This window comes from Streptomyces sp. NPDC048417, assembly GCF_040651615.1.
GTDB lineage: Bacteria > Actinomycetota > Actinomycetes > Streptomycetales > Streptomycetaceae > Streptomyces.
Genome location: NZ_JBEZKI010000046.1, coordinates 14,961 through 29,179, shown reverse-complemented (window position 1 = coordinate 29,179; position 14,219 = coordinate 14,961). Strand labels below are relative to the sequence as shown.

15 protein-coding genes and 1 pseudogene are annotated in these 14,219 nt (G+C 70.8%); 6 read left to right on the top strand and 10 right to left on the bottom strand.

Features of this window, described 5'->3' with window-relative positions; translation table 11 throughout:
* Positions 1-101: 101 nt before the first annotated feature.
* From AB0D59_RS46070 to AB0D59_RS46060, 3 genes are all read right to left on the bottom strand, one after another.
* Complete coding sequence (locus AB0D59_RS46070) at positions 102-956, bottom strand: ABC transporter permease (protein ID WP_362577738.1); 855 nt, start codon at positions 954-956, stop codon at positions 102-104.
* A gap of 13 nt (positions 957-969) precedes the next feature.
* A complete protein-coding gene (locus AB0D59_RS46065) occupies positions 970-1,797 on the bottom strand; it encodes an ABC transporter ATP-binding protein (protein WP_362577736.1) in 828 nt (275 codons plus the stop codon).
* 159 nt (positions 1,798-1,956) lie between these two features.
* On the bottom strand, positions 1,957-2,382 hold the full coding sequence (locus AB0D59_RS46060; protein ID WP_362577734.1) for a hypothetical protein: 426 nt from the start codon (positions 2,380-2,382) through the stop codon (positions 1,957-1,959).
* A gap of 192 nt (positions 2,383-2,574) precedes the next feature.
* On the opposite strand from AB0D59_RS46060, the gene AB0D59_RS46055 reads away from it, so the two are divergent.
* The 3 genes from AB0D59_RS46055 (at position 2,575) to AB0D59_RS46045 (ending at position 4,196) form a co-directional block, all read left to right on the top strand.
* A complete protein-coding gene (locus tag AB0D59_RS46055; RefSeq protein ID WP_362577733.1) occupies positions 2,575-2,997 on the top strand; it encodes a MazG-like family protein in 423 nt (140 codons plus the stop codon).
* 40 nt (positions 2,998-3,037) lie between these two features.
* On the top strand, positions 3,038-3,670 hold the full coding sequence (locus AB0D59_RS46050; protein ID WP_362577731.1) for a DUF1345 domain-containing protein: 633 nt from the start codon (positions 3,038-3,040) through the stop codon (positions 3,668-3,670).
* 130 nt (positions 3,671-3,800) lie between these two features.
* Positions 3,801-4,196, top strand: coding sequence for an NUDIX hydrolase (locus AB0D59_RS46045; protein WP_362577729.1), 396 nt, complete (start codon positions 3,801-3,803; stop codon positions 4,194-4,196).
* Positions 4,197-4,327: 131 nt separating this feature from the next.
* Here the strand turns inward: AB0D59_RS46045 and AB0D59_RS46040 are convergent, their stop codons facing one another.
* Positions 4,328-5,083: a sigma-70 family RNA polymerase sigma factor gene (locus tag AB0D59_RS46040; protein WP_362577728.1), complete on the bottom strand. Its 756-nt coding sequence runs from the start codon at positions 5,081-5,083 to the stop codon at positions 4,328-4,330.
* 73 nt (positions 5,084-5,156) lie between these two features.
* Between AB0D59_RS46040 and AB0D59_RS46035 the strand changes: the two genes are divergently transcribed.
* Positions 5,157-5,720: a PadR family transcriptional regulator gene (locus AB0D59_RS46035; protein ID WP_362577726.1), complete on the top strand. Its 564-nt coding sequence runs from the start codon at positions 5,157-5,159 to the stop codon at positions 5,718-5,720.
* 155 nt (positions 5,721-5,875) lie between these two features.
* On the opposite strand, the pseudogene AB0D59_RS46030 reads toward AB0D59_RS46035, so the two are convergent.
* The 6 genes and pseudogenes from AB0D59_RS46030 to AB0D59_RS46005 all read right to left on the bottom strand — a co-directional run.
* A pseudogene (locus AB0D59_RS46030) lies at positions 5,876-6,022 on the bottom strand (polyprenyl synthetase family protein); the annotation flags it as partial.
* 62 nt (positions 6,023-6,084) lie between these two features.
* Positions 6,085-6,924 (bottom strand): carbohydrate ABC transporter permease, encoded by an 840-nt coding sequence (locus tag AB0D59_RS46025; protein WP_362577724.1) that lies wholly within the window; start codon positions 6,922-6,924, stop codon positions 6,085-6,087.
* Positions 6,921-8,285 (bottom strand): ABC transporter permease subunit, encoded by a 1,365-nt coding sequence (locus AB0D59_RS46020; protein ID WP_362577722.1) that lies wholly within the window; start codon positions 8,283-8,285, stop codon positions 6,921-6,923. Before AB0D59_RS46020 ends, AB0D59_RS46025 begins: the two co-directional genes overlap by 4 nt.
* A 5-nt stretch (positions 8,286-8,290) precedes the next feature.
* Entirely contained in the window at positions 8,291-9,622 is a 1,332-nt protein-coding gene (locus AB0D59_RS46015; protein ID WP_362577827.1) for an ABC transporter substrate-binding protein, read from the bottom strand.
* Positions 9,623-9,666: 44 nt separating this feature from the next.
* Positions 9,667-11,328, bottom strand: a complete 1,662-nt coding sequence (locus AB0D59_RS46010; protein ID WP_362577720.1) for a glycoside hydrolase family 13 protein — start codon at positions 11,326-11,328, stop codon at positions 9,667-9,669.
* 153 nt (positions 11,329-11,481) lie between these two features.
* Complete coding sequence (locus tag AB0D59_RS46005; RefSeq protein WP_362577718.1) at positions 11,482-12,750, bottom strand: ABC transporter substrate-binding protein; 1,269 nt, start codon at positions 12,748-12,750, stop codon at positions 11,482-11,484.
* 126 nt (positions 12,751-12,876) lie between these two features.
* On the opposite strand from AB0D59_RS46005, the gene AB0D59_RS46000 reads away from it, so the two are divergent.
* Both AB0D59_RS46000 and AB0D59_RS45995 read left to right on the top strand, forming a co-directional pair.
* Positions 12,877-13,410, top strand: coding sequence for a PadR family transcriptional regulator (locus AB0D59_RS46000; RefSeq protein ID WP_362577717.1), 534 nt, complete (start codon positions 12,877-12,879; stop codon positions 13,408-13,410).
* A 59-nt stretch (positions 13,411-13,469) separates the two neighbouring features.
* A complete protein-coding gene (locus tag AB0D59_RS45995) occupies positions 13,470-14,204 on the top strand; it encodes an ABC transporter ATP-binding protein (protein WP_362577825.1) in 735 nt (244 codons plus the stop codon).
* The last annotated feature ends 15 nt before the right edge of the window (positions 14,205-14,219 follow it).

The following is a 14,219-nucleotide window of genomic DNA, read 5'->3' as shown; positions in this document are numbered from 1 at the left end:
CGGGCGTTGGTGTGCAGATGGCTGTGCGGGGGTGAGGGCATGGGTGCCGGCGCCCCGGCCGTCGCGGGCCACGGGCGGAAGGAAGGGTGCCGGGGGCTCGGTCAGTCCTGCGCGCTGTCGTGCCAGTGCAGGACGCGGCGTTCGACCAGGGTCACGGCGAGCAGCAGCAGGACGCCCATGACGGCGAGGACGAGGATCGAGGCGTACACGACGGGGAGTTGGTTCATCGACGAGGCCACGCTGATCACGGTGCCGAGGCCGCGGGTCGACCCGGCCGCCGACATCTCGGCCACGACGGCACCGATGATCGACAGCGGGAAGACGATGCGCAGCGCCGCGAACAGGAAGGGCAGCGCGTGGGGGACGCGTACGTACCAGAGGAGTTCGACGCGGCCTGCGTCCATCGTCCGGTACACCTGGAGCACCTGCTGAGGCACCGACCGCAGCCCTGCCGCGGTGTTGATGAGGATCGGGAAGAAGCAGATCAGGGCCGCGATGACGAGTTTGGGCAGCGGTCCGAAGCCGAAGGCGACGACCAGGGCGGGCGCGATCGCCACCAGCGGGGTCACGTTGAGGACGACCGCGATCGGCATGACCGCCCGCCGCAACAGCGGGAGTTCGCTCGTCAGCACCGCGAGGACGAACGCGGCGGCGAACCCCGTCCCCAGACCGGCCGTCGCCTCGCCCAGGGTGACCAGGGCGTTGTCGACGTAGTAGCCGAACTCGGAGGTGAGCGAGGCGCCGACCTTCGGCAACGGGGGCAGGAGGTAAGGCAGTTCGTCGGCGCCCCACTGCCACAGGACCGCGAGCAGGGCCAGCATCACGAGGAGCGGCGCCCAGACGGCGGGGCGGATCCAGGCGATCCGGGACTTCGGGTGCCGCAGGCTGTAGCGGGACGGTTCGGCGGGCGGCTGGGCGCCGGTGGCGGGCGCGGTGCGTTCGTCGGCCACGGTCATCGGTCTCGTCCCCTCACGCCGCTTCGCCGTGCCAGGCGCGGCGCAGTCGGTCCCGGATCAGGTCCTCGTACTCGTGGAAGCGGCGCTGCCCGAAGAGACGGTCGCCCCGCGGCCGGTCCAGGTCGACCTCGATGGTGTCGACGACGCGGCCGGGGTGCGGGGCCATGACGACCACGGTGTCGGAGAGCCGGACGGCCTCGGACACGGAGTGCGTGACGAACAGGACGGTCGTCTTCAGCTCGTCCCAGAGGTCGAGGAGCTGGTCCTGCAGACTCTCGCGGGTGAACTCGTCGAGCGCCGAGAAGGGCTCGTCCATGACGAGGACGTCGGGCCGCAGACCGAAGGCGCGGACGATCGCGGCCCGTTGCCGCATACCGCCGGAGAGCTGGGCGGGGAGCTTGTGCATGGCCTCCCCGAGGCCGGCCTTGACCAGGAGTTCCCGCATGTCCGCAGCACTGGTCGCCGTCCTCTCGGCGTTGCCCGCGATCCGCTCCCGGCGCCGCACCGCACCCTTGTTGATCTTCTGAGGCAGGGTGACGTTCCGCAGCACCGACAGCCACGGCAGCAGGGCCGGGCTCTGCGGCACAAGGCCGATCATCTTGGCGGCGCACGCCTCGGCCGGCGGCACACCGTGCACCCGTACGGTGCCGTGGTCGGGTTCCTCCAGTCCGGCCGCGAGCCGCAGCAGCGTCGACTTGCCGCAGCCGCTGGGCCCGATCAGGCTGACGAAACGGCCCACCGGTACCGACAGGTGAACATCTTCGAGGGCGGTCGTCGCGGTGGGTCCGAATCCGTAGACCCGGCGTACCGACCGCAGGTCGAGTGCCGGCGTACCGGTCACCTTCACGCTCCCATCCATGTCGCGAGCACGAAGGCCCGATCCTGGAAGTCGGAGAGCGTGCGTAGCGAGTGCGGCACTGCCACGCGGAAATCCGCTTAGGTGCCTCCGACCCTAGGAACCCTGTGTTTCATCCAGCCGCTGCGGTCCGTTTCATCGGCTTTACGTCCGGCGCGGCAGTGTGATGACGTTGTCGCCGTCGAACACGTAGACCTCGACGCCGAGATCCGCGGCGGCACGTGCCACCCAGCCGCCCAGCGCCTGCACGATCACCTCGGTGATGAGGAGGACCGTGCGCTCGGCGGTCGGCACCGAGTTCCGCAGCCACAGCAGCTTGAACATGTCCGCCATGACCTTGTTGCGGTAGGCGGGCTTGTAGGCGCCCTGGTTGCCGACGAGTTGGACGAGGACGCGACCGGCGGCGTCGATCCCCTCGACCTCGACACGGCTGCCGTCGGGCAGCATGAGCGGCCTCGGACGCAGCGCGGTGCCGAGCCGGTCCCCGAGGGCGAGCAGCATGCGGCGTTCGGCGGAGCCCTCGGCGAACCGGCTCCACTCGGTGGGGGCGTCAAGCACTGTCAGTCGCACGTCCCGGAGTCTAGGAACGTCCCGTTTCGCAGGTGTTTCCTGCTCCGGGCCGGAGTCAGCAGATGCCGGTCCGGATCGCTACGGCGGCGGTGATCGGGGCGCGGAACCGGCGGCTGCGGCGGGAGAAGGAGGGTGGGCAGGGGGCGCTGTTCGAGGAGTAGCCGCCGGGCGGGGCGGGGCAGGCTTCCCGCCATGACGGAACAGACGGAACAGACGGAACAGCGGACGACACCGCCTGCGAAAGCCCCGGACCTGTGGACCTCCGTCGAGGGCCTCTGGACCTGGCTGGACGCCAACCGCACGCACGACGGCGAGACCGGCCTCGTGCTGCGCATGCTCAAGCTCACGGAGGAGGTCGGCGAGGTCGCCCAGGCGGTGATCGGCGCGACCGGCCAGAACCCCCGCAAAGGCGTCACCCATACATGGGAGGACGTGCAGGGGGAGCTGTGCGATGTCGTGATCACGGCACTGGTGGCGTTGCGGACGCTGACGCCGGACGCGGAGGGGGCGTTCGGGCGGCATCTGGCGCGGGTGACGGAACGCTCGCTGGGCCCGTCGACGGCCACTCGCCTCTCGGACGGCTCCACGCCCCGCCGTGCCGATCAGACGCCGTGAAGCGCGCTGACCGGCGGCGACGGGTCTACCGTGATGATCCATGAGACGCTCGTTGCCCCTGGATGCCGTGCCCCGCCTCACCGGCGCGGCGATCGTCGGGGCGGTGGTCGGCGTGACCGTGGCGCTCGCGACAGACGGAGCACTGGGCGCACTGTGCGCGATCGCCGCGACGGAACTGTCCTTCGTCCTGGCGGGCTGGGCGGTGCTGTGGCCGATGGACGCCACGGCCACCCACCGCAACGCACGGCGTGAGGACTTCCGTCCCGTGACCGATGAACTCGTGGTGGTCGCGGTGGCCCTGTGCGGACTGGCCGCCATCGTCCTGCTGCTCCTGCGTGGCAAGGCCGACCCCGGCCATGTGGCGGCCGCGACCGCCCTGTGCGGCGTCTTCACGGCCTGGGCCGCGCTGCATCTGATGTACGCCGCCCGTTACGCCTACGTGTATTACGAGTCCGCGGGCGGGATCGACTTCAACTCGGACGACCCGCCGGCGTACCGGGACTTCTTCTACTTCAGCTACAACCTCGGCATGACCTATCAGGTGTCCGACACCGATGTCTCGAGTTCGGCGATCCGGGCGATCGTGCTGCGTCACACACTGCTGTCCTACGTCTTCGGCACCGGCATTCTCGCCACCGCCATCAATCTCGTCGTGGGAATCGTCAGCGGCTGAGGGGCGGCTCCAGGGCGGGTCGGGCCGGTGCGGCCGTACGGCGTGAGCCGGTGTGTCCGGGGTAGGGAAGGATCATCGCGCTGACGTGGCCGGCCGGCGGTCAGGCGGAGCGGGAAGGCAGGGGTGGGCCATGACGTCGGAGCAGGCCGCCGGGAGCGTGGTGGGTGCGGTCGTCGTGTACGACGGGCGTCTGCTGCTGGTGAACGAGAAGGGCGGCTGGGAACTGCCGTCCGGCACTCCTGAACCAGCCGAATCGGCGACGGCCACCGCGGCGCGCCTGGTGTACGAGCTGACGGGCTATCTCGTCGACGGCTCGACGCTGCTACGGCCGACGGACACGGCTTCGCCGGATACCGCTCCGCCGGACGCGCGTTCGTTCGCGGTGTGCCAGTTGTTGTCGGAAACCCCGTCCGCGGAGGCGCGGCTCGGCCCGGAGCAGCTCCGCTGGTCCCCGTTCGCGGAAGCCATCGCCGCCGGGCTTCCCGGACCCGTACGTGTCTATCTGGAGGGCCACACGCCCGTATAGGAGGACCGGCCCCGGTGATCACCCACCTGCACAGGTAGGGCGTCGAACTCTGCGCCTGCTTCACCGCCTTGAGGACGGCAGGGCGACCCCCGAAGGACGGACGAACTCGCGCTCAGCGGACCGCCTGAACGTCAGGAGGCCGGTGCGGGACCGACGGCAGCCCGCTCCCGGGCGGCGTCGAGCATCCGGCGGGCCTCGACACGGCTGGCGCGGACCCGTTGCCTGGCGTCACCGTGCGCGACGTCCGCGGTCGCGGCCAGGGCCGCCGCCAGCTCGGCCCGCCCCCGGCTGAGCCGGCTGCGCACCGTCCCCACCGGCACCCCGCACGCGAAGGCGACCTGCTCGTAGGAAGCGTCCCCGGCCGAGAGGTAACGCAGCACCAGCGGCATGCGCAGCACCGGGGACAGCTCCTCCATGGCCGCCCAGATCCAGTCCCGTACGGCGGTGCGCTCCAGCCACTGCTCCGGGCCGGCGTCCGGGGCCGGCAGGGGCACTTCCTCCACCGGCCGGACCAGGGCGGAGTGCCGCAGCACCGCCCGGCTCCCGTTCCGCACGATCATCCGCAGCCAGGCGCCCACCGCCGCCGGATCGCGTACGTCCCCGATCCGCAGCAGCGCGGTGAGCGCCGCGTCCTGGAGCACGTCGTCGACGTCGGTTCCCGCCCCCAGCACGCTCCGTGCCACCGCCCGCATCCCCGCCCGGTGCCGCTCCAGCAGCACCCCCAGCGCGGCCACCTCGCCGGACTGGGCCGCCCGCGTCAGCACCGCGTCCTGCACGCACGCGGCCTCAGCGGCTTCCCGAAGCATCGCGTCCCCCTGTTCCGGATCCCGGGCCATGGCGAGCACCGCGAGGTTCCAATTTTGACAGGTGGAACGTAGAAGCTCCATAACCAACATGTCAACATCGGAACGTGGGAGTGCGACCTGTCAATATTGGAGGGCGACGGGTTAGAGTGCGGGCATGAGCCTTCGTCACGCCCTTCTGGGTCTGCTTGTCTTCCGCCCCGGCAGCGGCTACGACCTCCTGAAGATGTTCAACACCTCGCTCGGCTACGTCTGGCCGGCCAAGCAGAGCCAGATCTACGGCGAGCTGACCAAGCTGGACGCCACCGGCCTGATCAAGGTCACCGACGAGGGTCCGCGGGGCCGCAAGCAGTACTCGCTCACCCCCGAAGGGCATGCGGAGGCGCGGCGCTGGCTGGCCGAGACGGAGGAGCACCGGCCGCAGCGCAACCCGATGCTGCTGCAGACGTTCTTCCTGGGACTCCTGCCGCGCGAGGAGGCCGTGGAGCGGCTTTTGCGGCACGCGGACACCGCCGCGAAGGAGTACGACGCCCTGCTGGCGCTGCGGGATTCGGAGGACTGGGACCGCGACGCGCTGACCGAGTGCGGCCGGCTCGTCCTGGAGCACGGCCTGCGCCAGCGCGTCCTGGAACAGGAGTGGGCCCACTGGGCGGCCGAGCAGCTCCGCGAGGGGCACGTCAAGGAGCCGGCCAACCGGCCGGAGGCACCGGAACCGGACTAGAAGCGGTACGGCAGGGCCGTACCGGTCGCCGGGCCGCAGGCGCGCGGAGCGCTGTGGGTGAGTGGGGCGCTGTGGGTGAGTGGGGCGCTGCGGGTGCGCGGGGCGTTGGGGCGTTGTGGGCGGGCGGGGCGTTGGGGCGTTGTGGGCGGGCGGGTTCAGTGGGAGCGCTCGACGCTCCAGTGCGGCAGCAGCTCGAAGAAGGCGACCGCCTCGCTCCGCCAGCGCGGCCGCCAGCCCTCGGCCACCAGGGCGGCCTGCTCGGCGTGTTCACGCATCCGCGCCCGTAGCCGGCCGGCCACCCCGCGCGCCTCGGCCTGACGTACCCGGTGTGCGGGGCGTGCGAGCACGCCCCGCACACCGGGGGCTATTTGACCGACCCCGCCATCACGCCCTGCACGAAGTGCCGCTGGAAGGCGAAGAACACCACCACAGGCACCACCAGCGACAGGAACGCGCCCGGCGCCAGCACATCGATGTTGCTGCCGAACTGCCGGATCTGCGACTGGAGTTCGACGGTCAGCGGCTGCGAGGAGCTGTCCGCGAACAGCAGGGCCACCAGCATGTCGTTCCAGACCCACAGGAACTGGAAGATGGCGAGGCTGGCGATCGCCGGCCGCCCCACCGGCAGCACCAGCCGGGTGAAGATCCGCCATTCGCTGCCGCCGTCCATCCGGGCGGCCTCCAGCATCTCCCTGGGCATCTCGGCGAAGTAGTTCCGCAGCAGGAACACCGCGAACGGCAGTCCGTACGCCACATGGAACAGCACCACACCGGGAATCGTGCCGAACAGGCCCAGCTGCCCGAAGAGTTTGGCGACGGGCAGCAGGCCGATCTGTACCGGTACCACCAACAGGGCGACCACCAGCAGGAACACGGGTTCGCGGCCCGGGAAGTCCAGCCAGGCGAAGGCGTATCCGGCCAGCGCCGCCACCACGACCACCAGCGTGGTCGCCGGCACCGAGATCAGCACGGTGTTCCAGAAGGCCCGGGTCATGCCCGAGTTCTTCAGCAGGGCCGAGTAGTTGTCGAAGGACAGCTGCCCGGGGCTGGCGAGCGCCGTCCACCAGCCGCTGCTCGCCGAGTCCTGCGAGGACCGCAGCGAGGACAGCAGCAGCCCGGCGAGAGGGGTGAGCCAGACCAGCCCGACCACCACGAGGAAGGCCTGCACCACGGCGTTGCCCAGGCCGCGCCTGATCACGTTCATCGCTGACTCCTCCGGAAGCGCCGGACGTTGAAGGCCATGGCGGGGATGACCAGGACCAGGAGCAGCACGCCGAGCGCGCTGCCGAGCCCCTGGTTGTTGCCGCCGCCGAAGGACACCAGCCACATCTGGGTCGCGAGGACGGTCGCGTCCTCCTGCACCGGCCCGGGCGCGATGATGTACACGAGGTCGAAGACCTTCATCACGTTGATGACGAGGGTCACGAACACCACGGTGAGCACCGGCGCCAGCAGCGGCACGGTGATGCGCCGGAAGATCTGCCACTCGTTGGCGCCGTCCATCCGGGCGGCCTCAAGGGCGTCCCGGGGCAGAGCGGCCAGCCCGGCTCCGATCAGTACCATCGCGAACCCGGTCCAGATCCACAGGTAGGCCCCGATGATGGCGGGCGTGACGAGGGCGGGTCCGAGCCAGGAGACGCCCTGGTAGGGCTGAGCGAAGTTCGAGGCCGGCAGTTGCACTTCGTAGGAGCCGGCCGCAAGTCCCGTGAAGTGGAAGGAGCCGTCGGCCGCAGTGCTGGTGCTCGCGACCGCCTTGCCGTCGGCGCGCACCGCCTCGACCTTCATCCGCGGCAGCCCGCTCTCCGTACGGTCGACCACACCCGGGCTGCCGCCGCCGCCCGGGGTGAAGTCCAGGTAGACCACCCCGCCCAGTTCACCGGCCGTGGCCCGGCGTTGTGCCGCCGGGTAGGCGGGCCGTGCGCCGCCGGGCAGGTCCTTCGGTGCGACGCCCACCAGCCCGAGCGTCACCGTGTCGCCCGGCCCGAGGTTCGCGGCCGTGCGGTACGAGCCGTCCTTCTCGGCCGTGAGGTCCTGGCCGGTGCGGGCGCGGGCGGTGGGGTACTCGGCGGTCCCCTTGAACGCGTTGTGCACGGTGACCACGGCCGCGTTGAGCACGCCCTTGTGCGGGTCCTCGTCGTAGGCGAGCCGGAAGATGATGCCGGCGGCCAGGAAGGACACCGCCATCGGCAGGAACAGCAGCAGCTTGAAGGCGGTCGCCCAGCGCACCTTCTCCACCAGCACGGCGAGGATCAGCCCGAGCCCGGTGAGCAGGGTCGGGGCCACCAGCACCCAGATCACGGTGTTGCGGATGGCCTTGAGGGTCGCCGGGTCGCGGAACATCTCGGTGTAGTTGTCGCCGCCGACGAACCTGGTGCCGGACGCGTCGAAGAAGCTCCGGCCGATCGAGAACAGCACCGGGTAGACGACCAGCGCGCCCAGCAGGAGCAGGGCCGGGAGGACGAAGAGCAGGGCGATGATCCGCCCGCGGCGCCGGGTCCGTCTGGCACGTTCGGCCTGCCCGGTCGACGGTGGGCTGGTCTTCTCTGAGACCACGGTCGCGGTCACGGCCGTCAGCCCTTGTAGGCCTTGGCCGCGGCACTTTCCAGCTGTGCGGCCGTCGCCTTCGGGTCGGCCGGGTCGGCGAGGAAGTCCTGGAGGATCTTCCACTCACCGGCGCCCTTGGTGCCGCCGAAGGCCGCGGGTGCCTGGTCGGACATGTCGAAGCGGACCGAGTCGCCGCCGCCCACCAGGGACTTGGCGATGGCGCGGGTGACGTCGTCGCCGTAGGAGGACAGGTCCAGGTTCTTGTTCGGGGAGAGGAAGCCGCCCTCCTTCGCCCAGACGGCCGCGGCCTCCGGCGTGGCCAGGTACTCCAGGAGCTTCATGCCGGCTGTGGCGTTCTTGGCCGCCTTCAGGACGACCGCCGCGTCACCGCCGCTGACCACGGGCGCCGTGCCGCCGTCGACGGCCGGGAACGGGAAGAACGTCGCGTCCTTGCCGATCGTCTTGCCGAACTGGTCGTGGGCGACGCCGGCGACGAAGTCGCCCTCGTAGACCATGGCGGCCTCCGGCTTGGGCCCGAAGACCTTCTCCACCGAGCCCGGGAAGTCGGTGTTGAGGGCCTCCTTCTGGCCGCCCGCGATCAGCTGCTTGTCCTTGAAGAGGGTGCCGAGCGTGCCGAGGGCCTTGACCACGGACGCGTCGGTCCACTTGAGCTTGTGGGCGGCGAGGGCGTCGTACTTCTCGGGTCCGGCCTGGGAGAGGTAGATGTTCTCGAACCAGTCGGTGAGGGTCCAGCCGTCCTCGCCGCCTATGGAGAAGGCGGCGAGCCCCGAGTCGGAGACGGTGTGCCCGTCCTTCAGCAGCTCGGCCCAGCTGGTGGGCGGCTTGACGCCGGCCTGGTCGAGGGCGTCGGGGCTGTACCAGACGGTGGACTTGTCGGCGGCCTTGAAGTAGAGGCCGTAGAGGGTGCCGCCGACGCTGCCGTAGTTCTTCCAGACCGGCGCGAAGTTGCTGTCCACGGACTGCTGGGTGGTCTTGGACAGCGGCTTCAGCCAGCCGCTCTTGGCGAACTGCTGGAGCACGCCGACCTGCGGGACCATGACGACGTCGGGGGCGTTGCCACCCTCGATCTTGCTGCCGATGACGGTGGAGACGTTGTCGCCGGTGGAGACGAACTGGGTCTTGGCGCCGGTCTTCGCGCTGAACGCGTCGAGGACCTTCTGGAAGCTCTTCAGTTCGTCGCCGGACCAGACGCCGGCCACGGTGACGGTCTGGCCGCTGAGCGCCTTGTCGCCGCCGCCGGCCGAGACTGGGCCGCCGCTGCCTCCGCAGGCGGTGGCGCCGAGCGCGAGGGCGAGGGCGGTGCAGCCGGTGAGCAGGGTGGTGCGTCGTCGCATCATCATTGATGTTCCTTCGGGAGAGCGCGAGTCGAACGGGGGTGGGGTCAGAGGTCGTTGATCCACCAGGCGGCGGTGGAGCCGGGCAGTACTCCGGCGGGGCAGGGGCCGCTGGCGAGCAGGGGGGTGCCGGAGACGGGTGCGGGGGTGGGTGCCGTACCGAAGTTGACGGCGCAGACCAGGCCGTCGCCGCGGACGAAGCCGAGGACGCCGGGCGGGGTGTCCAGCCACTCCAGTGGGCCGTCTCCCAACTGAGGCAGCTGGGACCTGAGTTGGAGTCCGTCGCGGTACAGGTGCCAGAAGGAGCGGGTGTCGGCGAGGGCGCGGTCGGTGGCGTACTCGGCGAAGTAGTCGGGCTGCGGCAGCCAGGGCCGGGCCCCTTCGGCGCCGGAGGTGAAGCCGAACGGGGAGGCCTGCCCGGACCACGGGAGCGGGACCCGGCAGCCGTCGCGGATCCGGGCCCGGCTGCCGGTGCGCCGGAAGATCGGGTCGGTGAGCACGTCGTCGGGCAGGTCGACGACCTCGGGCAGGCCCAGTTCCTCGCCCTGGTAGATGTAGGCGGCGCCGGGCAGCGCCAGCATCAGCAGGGCGGCGGCGCGGGCCCGGGCGGCGCCGAGTCCGCTGCCCTCGGGGGTGGGTTCGCCGTAGCGGGTGACCGTGCGCACCTGGTCGTGGTTGTTGAGGACCCAGGTGACCGTGGAGCCGGTGCCGGCGATGTCCTGCATGGCCTCGCCGATGACCTTGCGGAAGGCGTCGGCGTTCCACGGGGCGCTCAGCAGGTCGAAGAAGAAGGCCTGGTGGAGTTCGTCGGGGCGGACGTACAGCGCGTGGTCGCGGGCGGTGGGCACCGACACCTCGCCGACGAGGAGGCGTTCGCGGCCGTCGCGTGCCGTGTACTCCTCGCACACCGCCCGCCAGTGCCGCCAGACGTCGTGCACCTCGGGCTGGTTCCAGGCCAGCGGGTTGACCGAGTCGCGGGTGCGGGCGTCGGCCTCCGGGTCCGGGGAGTCGGGCAGCTCGGGGTGCTTGAAGAGACCGGCGGCGACGTCGATGCGGAAGCCGTCGACGCCCCGGTCGAGCCAGAAGCGGAGCACCTGGTCGAACTCGGCGGCGACCTCGGGGGTGCGCCAGTTCCAGTCGGGCTGCTCGGGCGCGAACATGTGCAGGTACCACTGTCCGGGCCGGCCGTCCGGCTCGGTCACCCGGGTCCAGGCCGGGCCGCCGAACATGGAGTGCCAGTTGTTGGGCGGCTCGGAACCGTCGGGGCCCCGGCCGTCGGCGAAGTGGAAGCGGCCGCGCTCCGGGCTGCCGGGTGCTGCGGCGAGGGCCTGCCGGAACCACGGGTGTTCGTCGGAGCAGTGGTTGGGGACGATGTCGAGCAGCACCCTGATGCCGAGCCGCCGGGCGGCCGCCGTCAGCAGGTCGAACTCGGCAAGGTCACCGAAGAGCGGGTCCACGTCGCGGTAGCCCGCCACGTCGTAGCCGTGGTCGTGCTGGGGCGAGGGGTAGAAGGGGCTCAGCCAGATCCCGTCGACACCGAGCTTCTTCAGGTACGGCAGCCCGGCCCGGACGCCGGCCAGATCGCCGATGCCGTCGCCGGTGCTGTCCAGGAAGCTGCGGACGTACACCTGGTAGATCACTGCGTCACGCCACCAAGGGTGCTTGTTCAACCCGTTGACCTGTCTCTGCGAGGGGCAGCCGTTATGCATGCATGTTAAGTAGACGTGTCGAGAAGGTGTCAACGAGTAAGGCGAAAGCTACTGCCGAGTTGGGTTGCCATATCAGGAAATACTGCCCACTGAAGGGCACAGAAGAGACCGTGGCGTTACCTAACACGTAACTAGCGACAGGTGACTACCGGACTATCGGTCGGAGAGGGCGGCCAGCTCCCGCGCCAGTCGGCGCACCGCCGCCGCGGGCGTCTCGTGCCCGGTCATCGCGTCGTGCACGACGGCCTGCACCACCAGGCTGACCTGGTCGTAGCGCGGGCTCTTGGGGCGCGGCCGGGCCGTCTGCACGCTGGCGCGCAGCGTCGGCAGATAGGGGAACTCCCGGATCAGCGCAGGATCGTCGTACAGCGCGGCGCGCACCGGCGGCAGCGCGCCGCGGGTGAGGACCTGGCGCTGCACGGGCGCGCTGGTGAGGTACGCGATCAGCCGCGCGGCCGAGTCGGGGTGCCGGGCGTGCGTGTTGACGGCCAGGTTGGAGCCGCCGAGGACACTGGTCCCCGGCCCGTCGCGTCCGGGCAGCGGTACGGCGCCGACCTTGCCGGCGACCGCCGAGCCCTTGGCCGAGGCGCCGACGTACGCGTACGGCCAGTTCCGCAGGAAGAGCAGGTGACCGTCCTGGAAGGCCTGCTTGGACTCCTCCTCCGTGTACGTCAGCGAGGCCTTGGGAATCCAGCCCTCCCGCACCCCGCGGGCGAGGAACCCGATGCCCTCGCGGGCCGCCGCGGAGTCGACGGTGACCTTGGCGCCCTCGTCCCCGAGGATGGTGCCGCCGGCCGAGTAGACGGCCTCGGCGGCGTTCACGGTGAGCCCCTCGTAGGGCAGGAACTGGCCCGCGTAGCCGCCGAGTCCGTACTTCGGCGCGATGGTCTTCGCGTCCCGCTCCAGCTCGGCCCAGGTGCGCGGCGGGCGCACCCCCTCCTCGGCGAGGATGTCCGCGCGGTACAGGAGCAGGCCGGCGTTGGTGACGTACGGGACCGCGTACAGCCGTCCGTCGTAGGTCGCCGTGTCGACGACCCGCGGCAGGAAGGTGCCCAGCGGGAAACGGTCGCGGGGCAGCGGCCGGATCCAGCCCGCCGCCGCGAACTCCGAGGTCCAGGCGACGTCGATGTTGAGGACGTCGAACCGGCTGCGGTCGCCGCCGCGCAGGTCGGTGACCATCTGCGCGTGTGCCTCGTCGGCGGAGTCGGGGAGTTCGACGAGGGTGACCCGCTCGCCCGGGTGGGTGCGGTTCCAGCCCTCCAGGAGCGGGCCGAGATAGCCCGTGAGGTCCCCCGCGGTGGCCACGGTCAGCGGGCCGCGGCCGCCGCCGCCCTGTCCGGGGTGGGCCCCCGAGGCGACGTAACCGGTCATGACCACGACCAGAGCCAGGAGACCCCTACCCGCGGCACGCAACCACCGCATAGGTTCCTCCCTGTGCACCGCGACCGCACGGGGCACCTTCACCCCGAGTCGGAGGCCATGTATACCTGTTAGGTATGGGCGATACTAGGGTGCGGAGCACAATCGGTAGACAGGAGGACTGCACACGTGCGCCTGCCCCTCCTGGCACTCCTCGCGCGCGGTCCGGCCCACGGCTACGAGCTGAAGCAGGACCTTGAGCAACTGCTGGGCTCCGCGTACCCTCAGCCGAACGTCGGCCAGGTCTATGTGACCCTGGGCCGTCTGGAGAAGCAGGGGCTGATCGAGGGCGAGGACGTCGAGCAGTCCAGCCGGCCCAACAAGAAGGTCTACCGCCTCACCGAGGCCGGGCAGGACGAACTCCGCGCCTGGTTCGAGAAACCCGAGGACGAGCCCCGGGTGCGGGACGAGTTCTTCATGAAGCTGGCGCTCGCTCCGCGGACCGGACTCGCCGACCAGATCGCCCTGATCAACCGGCAGCGGCGGCAGTACCTGACCACCATGCGCAGCCTGTCGAAGCTGGCCGCCGCCGAGAACCGCGACAACCGGATCGCGCATCTGCTGATCGAGGGCGCGATGCTGCACCTGCAGGCCGACCTCGACTGGCTGGAACGGTGCCAGGAAGAACTGGAAGACCTGGCAGGACTGGAAGAACTGGAATGACTGGAGGAGCCGGATTGAGTGACGCTCCCGCTCCTGTGCTGCGCGCCGGGGGTCCGGCCATGCTCGCGCTGCGCGCCGAGGGCCTGGTCAGGACACACCACGGCGAGGGCGCCCCCGCCCGTGCCGTACGCGGGGTGGACCTCTCCCTGCGGCCGGGCGAGTTCGTCGCCGTCACCGGTCCGTCCGGGGCCGGCAAGTCGACGCTGCTGCATCTGCTGGGCGGACTCCAGCGGCCCGACGCCGGCAGCGTCTGGCTGGACGGCACCCGCGCGGACGACTGGAGCGAGGCCCGCTGGGCCGTCGAGCGCCGCAAGCGGATCGGGATCGTCTTCCAGTTCTTCAACCTGGTGTCGAACCTGTCGGTCGCCGACAACGTGGAGCTGCCCGCGCTGCTCGCCGGTGTCCCCCCGAAGCAAGCACGGACCAAACGCATGGAACTCCTCGCCGAACTGGGCCTGGACGGCAAGGACCGCAGCCTGCCCGGCGAACTGTCCGGCGGCGAACAGCAGCGCGTCGCCCTGGCCCGCGCCCTGGTCAACCATCCCCCGCTGCTCCTCGCCGACGAACCCGCGGGCAGCCTGGACAGCAAGGGCACCCGCGAGGTGATGCGGCTGCTGTCCCGCTTCCACGCCCGCGGCCAGACGATCCTGCTGGTCACCCATGACGCCCGGCTGGCCAGCGCCGCGGACCGGGTGATCAGCTTCTTCGACGGCCGGATAGCCGACGACGCGGAACTCGACGGCACGCCCACCCGCGGCACCGGAATATCCGGCGTGCTGGAACTGACGGACTGACGGGCCGACATGCGG

Coding starts and splice junctions, on each gene's coding strand:
- AB0D59_RS46045 (WP_362577729.1), top strand. CDS start 3,801: ATGACGTCGGAGCAGGCCGCCGGGAGCGTGGTGGGTGCGGTCGTCGTG.
- AB0D59_RS46040 (WP_362577728.1), bottom strand. CDS start 5,083: ATGGAGCTTCTACGTTCCACCTGTCAAAATTGGAACCTCGCGGTGCTC.
- AB0D59_RS46010 (WP_362577720.1), bottom strand. CDS start 11,328: ATGCATAACGGCTGCCCCTCGCAGAGACAGGTCAACGGGTTGAACAAG.
- AB0D59_RS45995 (WP_362577825.1), top strand. CDS start 13,470: ATGCTCGCGCTGCGCGCCGAGGGCCTGGTCAGGACACACCACGGCGAG.
- AB0D59_RS46070 (WP_362577738.1), bottom strand. CDS start 956: ATGACCGTGGCCGACGAACGCACCGCGCCCGCCACCGGCGCCCAGCCG.
- AB0D59_RS46035 (WP_362577726.1), top strand. CDS start 5,157: ATGAGCCTTCGTCACGCCCTTCTGGGTCTGCTTGTCTTCCGCCCCGGC.
- AB0D59_RS46050 (WP_362577731.1), top strand. CDS start 3,038: ATGAGACGCTCGTTGCCCCTGGATGCCGTGCCCCGCCTCACCGGCGCG.
- AB0D59_RS46025 (WP_362577724.1), bottom strand. CDS start 6,924: ATGAACGTGATCAGGCGCGGCCTGGGCAACGCCGTGGTGCAGGCCTTC.
- AB0D59_RS46055 (WP_362577733.1), top strand. CDS start 2,575: ATGACGGAACAGACGGAACAGACGGAACAGCGGACGACACCGCCTGCG.
- AB0D59_RS46005 (WP_362577718.1), bottom strand. CDS start 12,750: ATGCGGTGGTTGCGTGCCGCGGGTAGGGGTCTCCTGGCTCTGGTCGTG.
- AB0D59_RS46015 (WP_362577827.1), bottom strand. CDS start 9,622: ATGATGCGACGACGCACCACCCTGCTCACCGGCTGCACCGCCCTCGCC.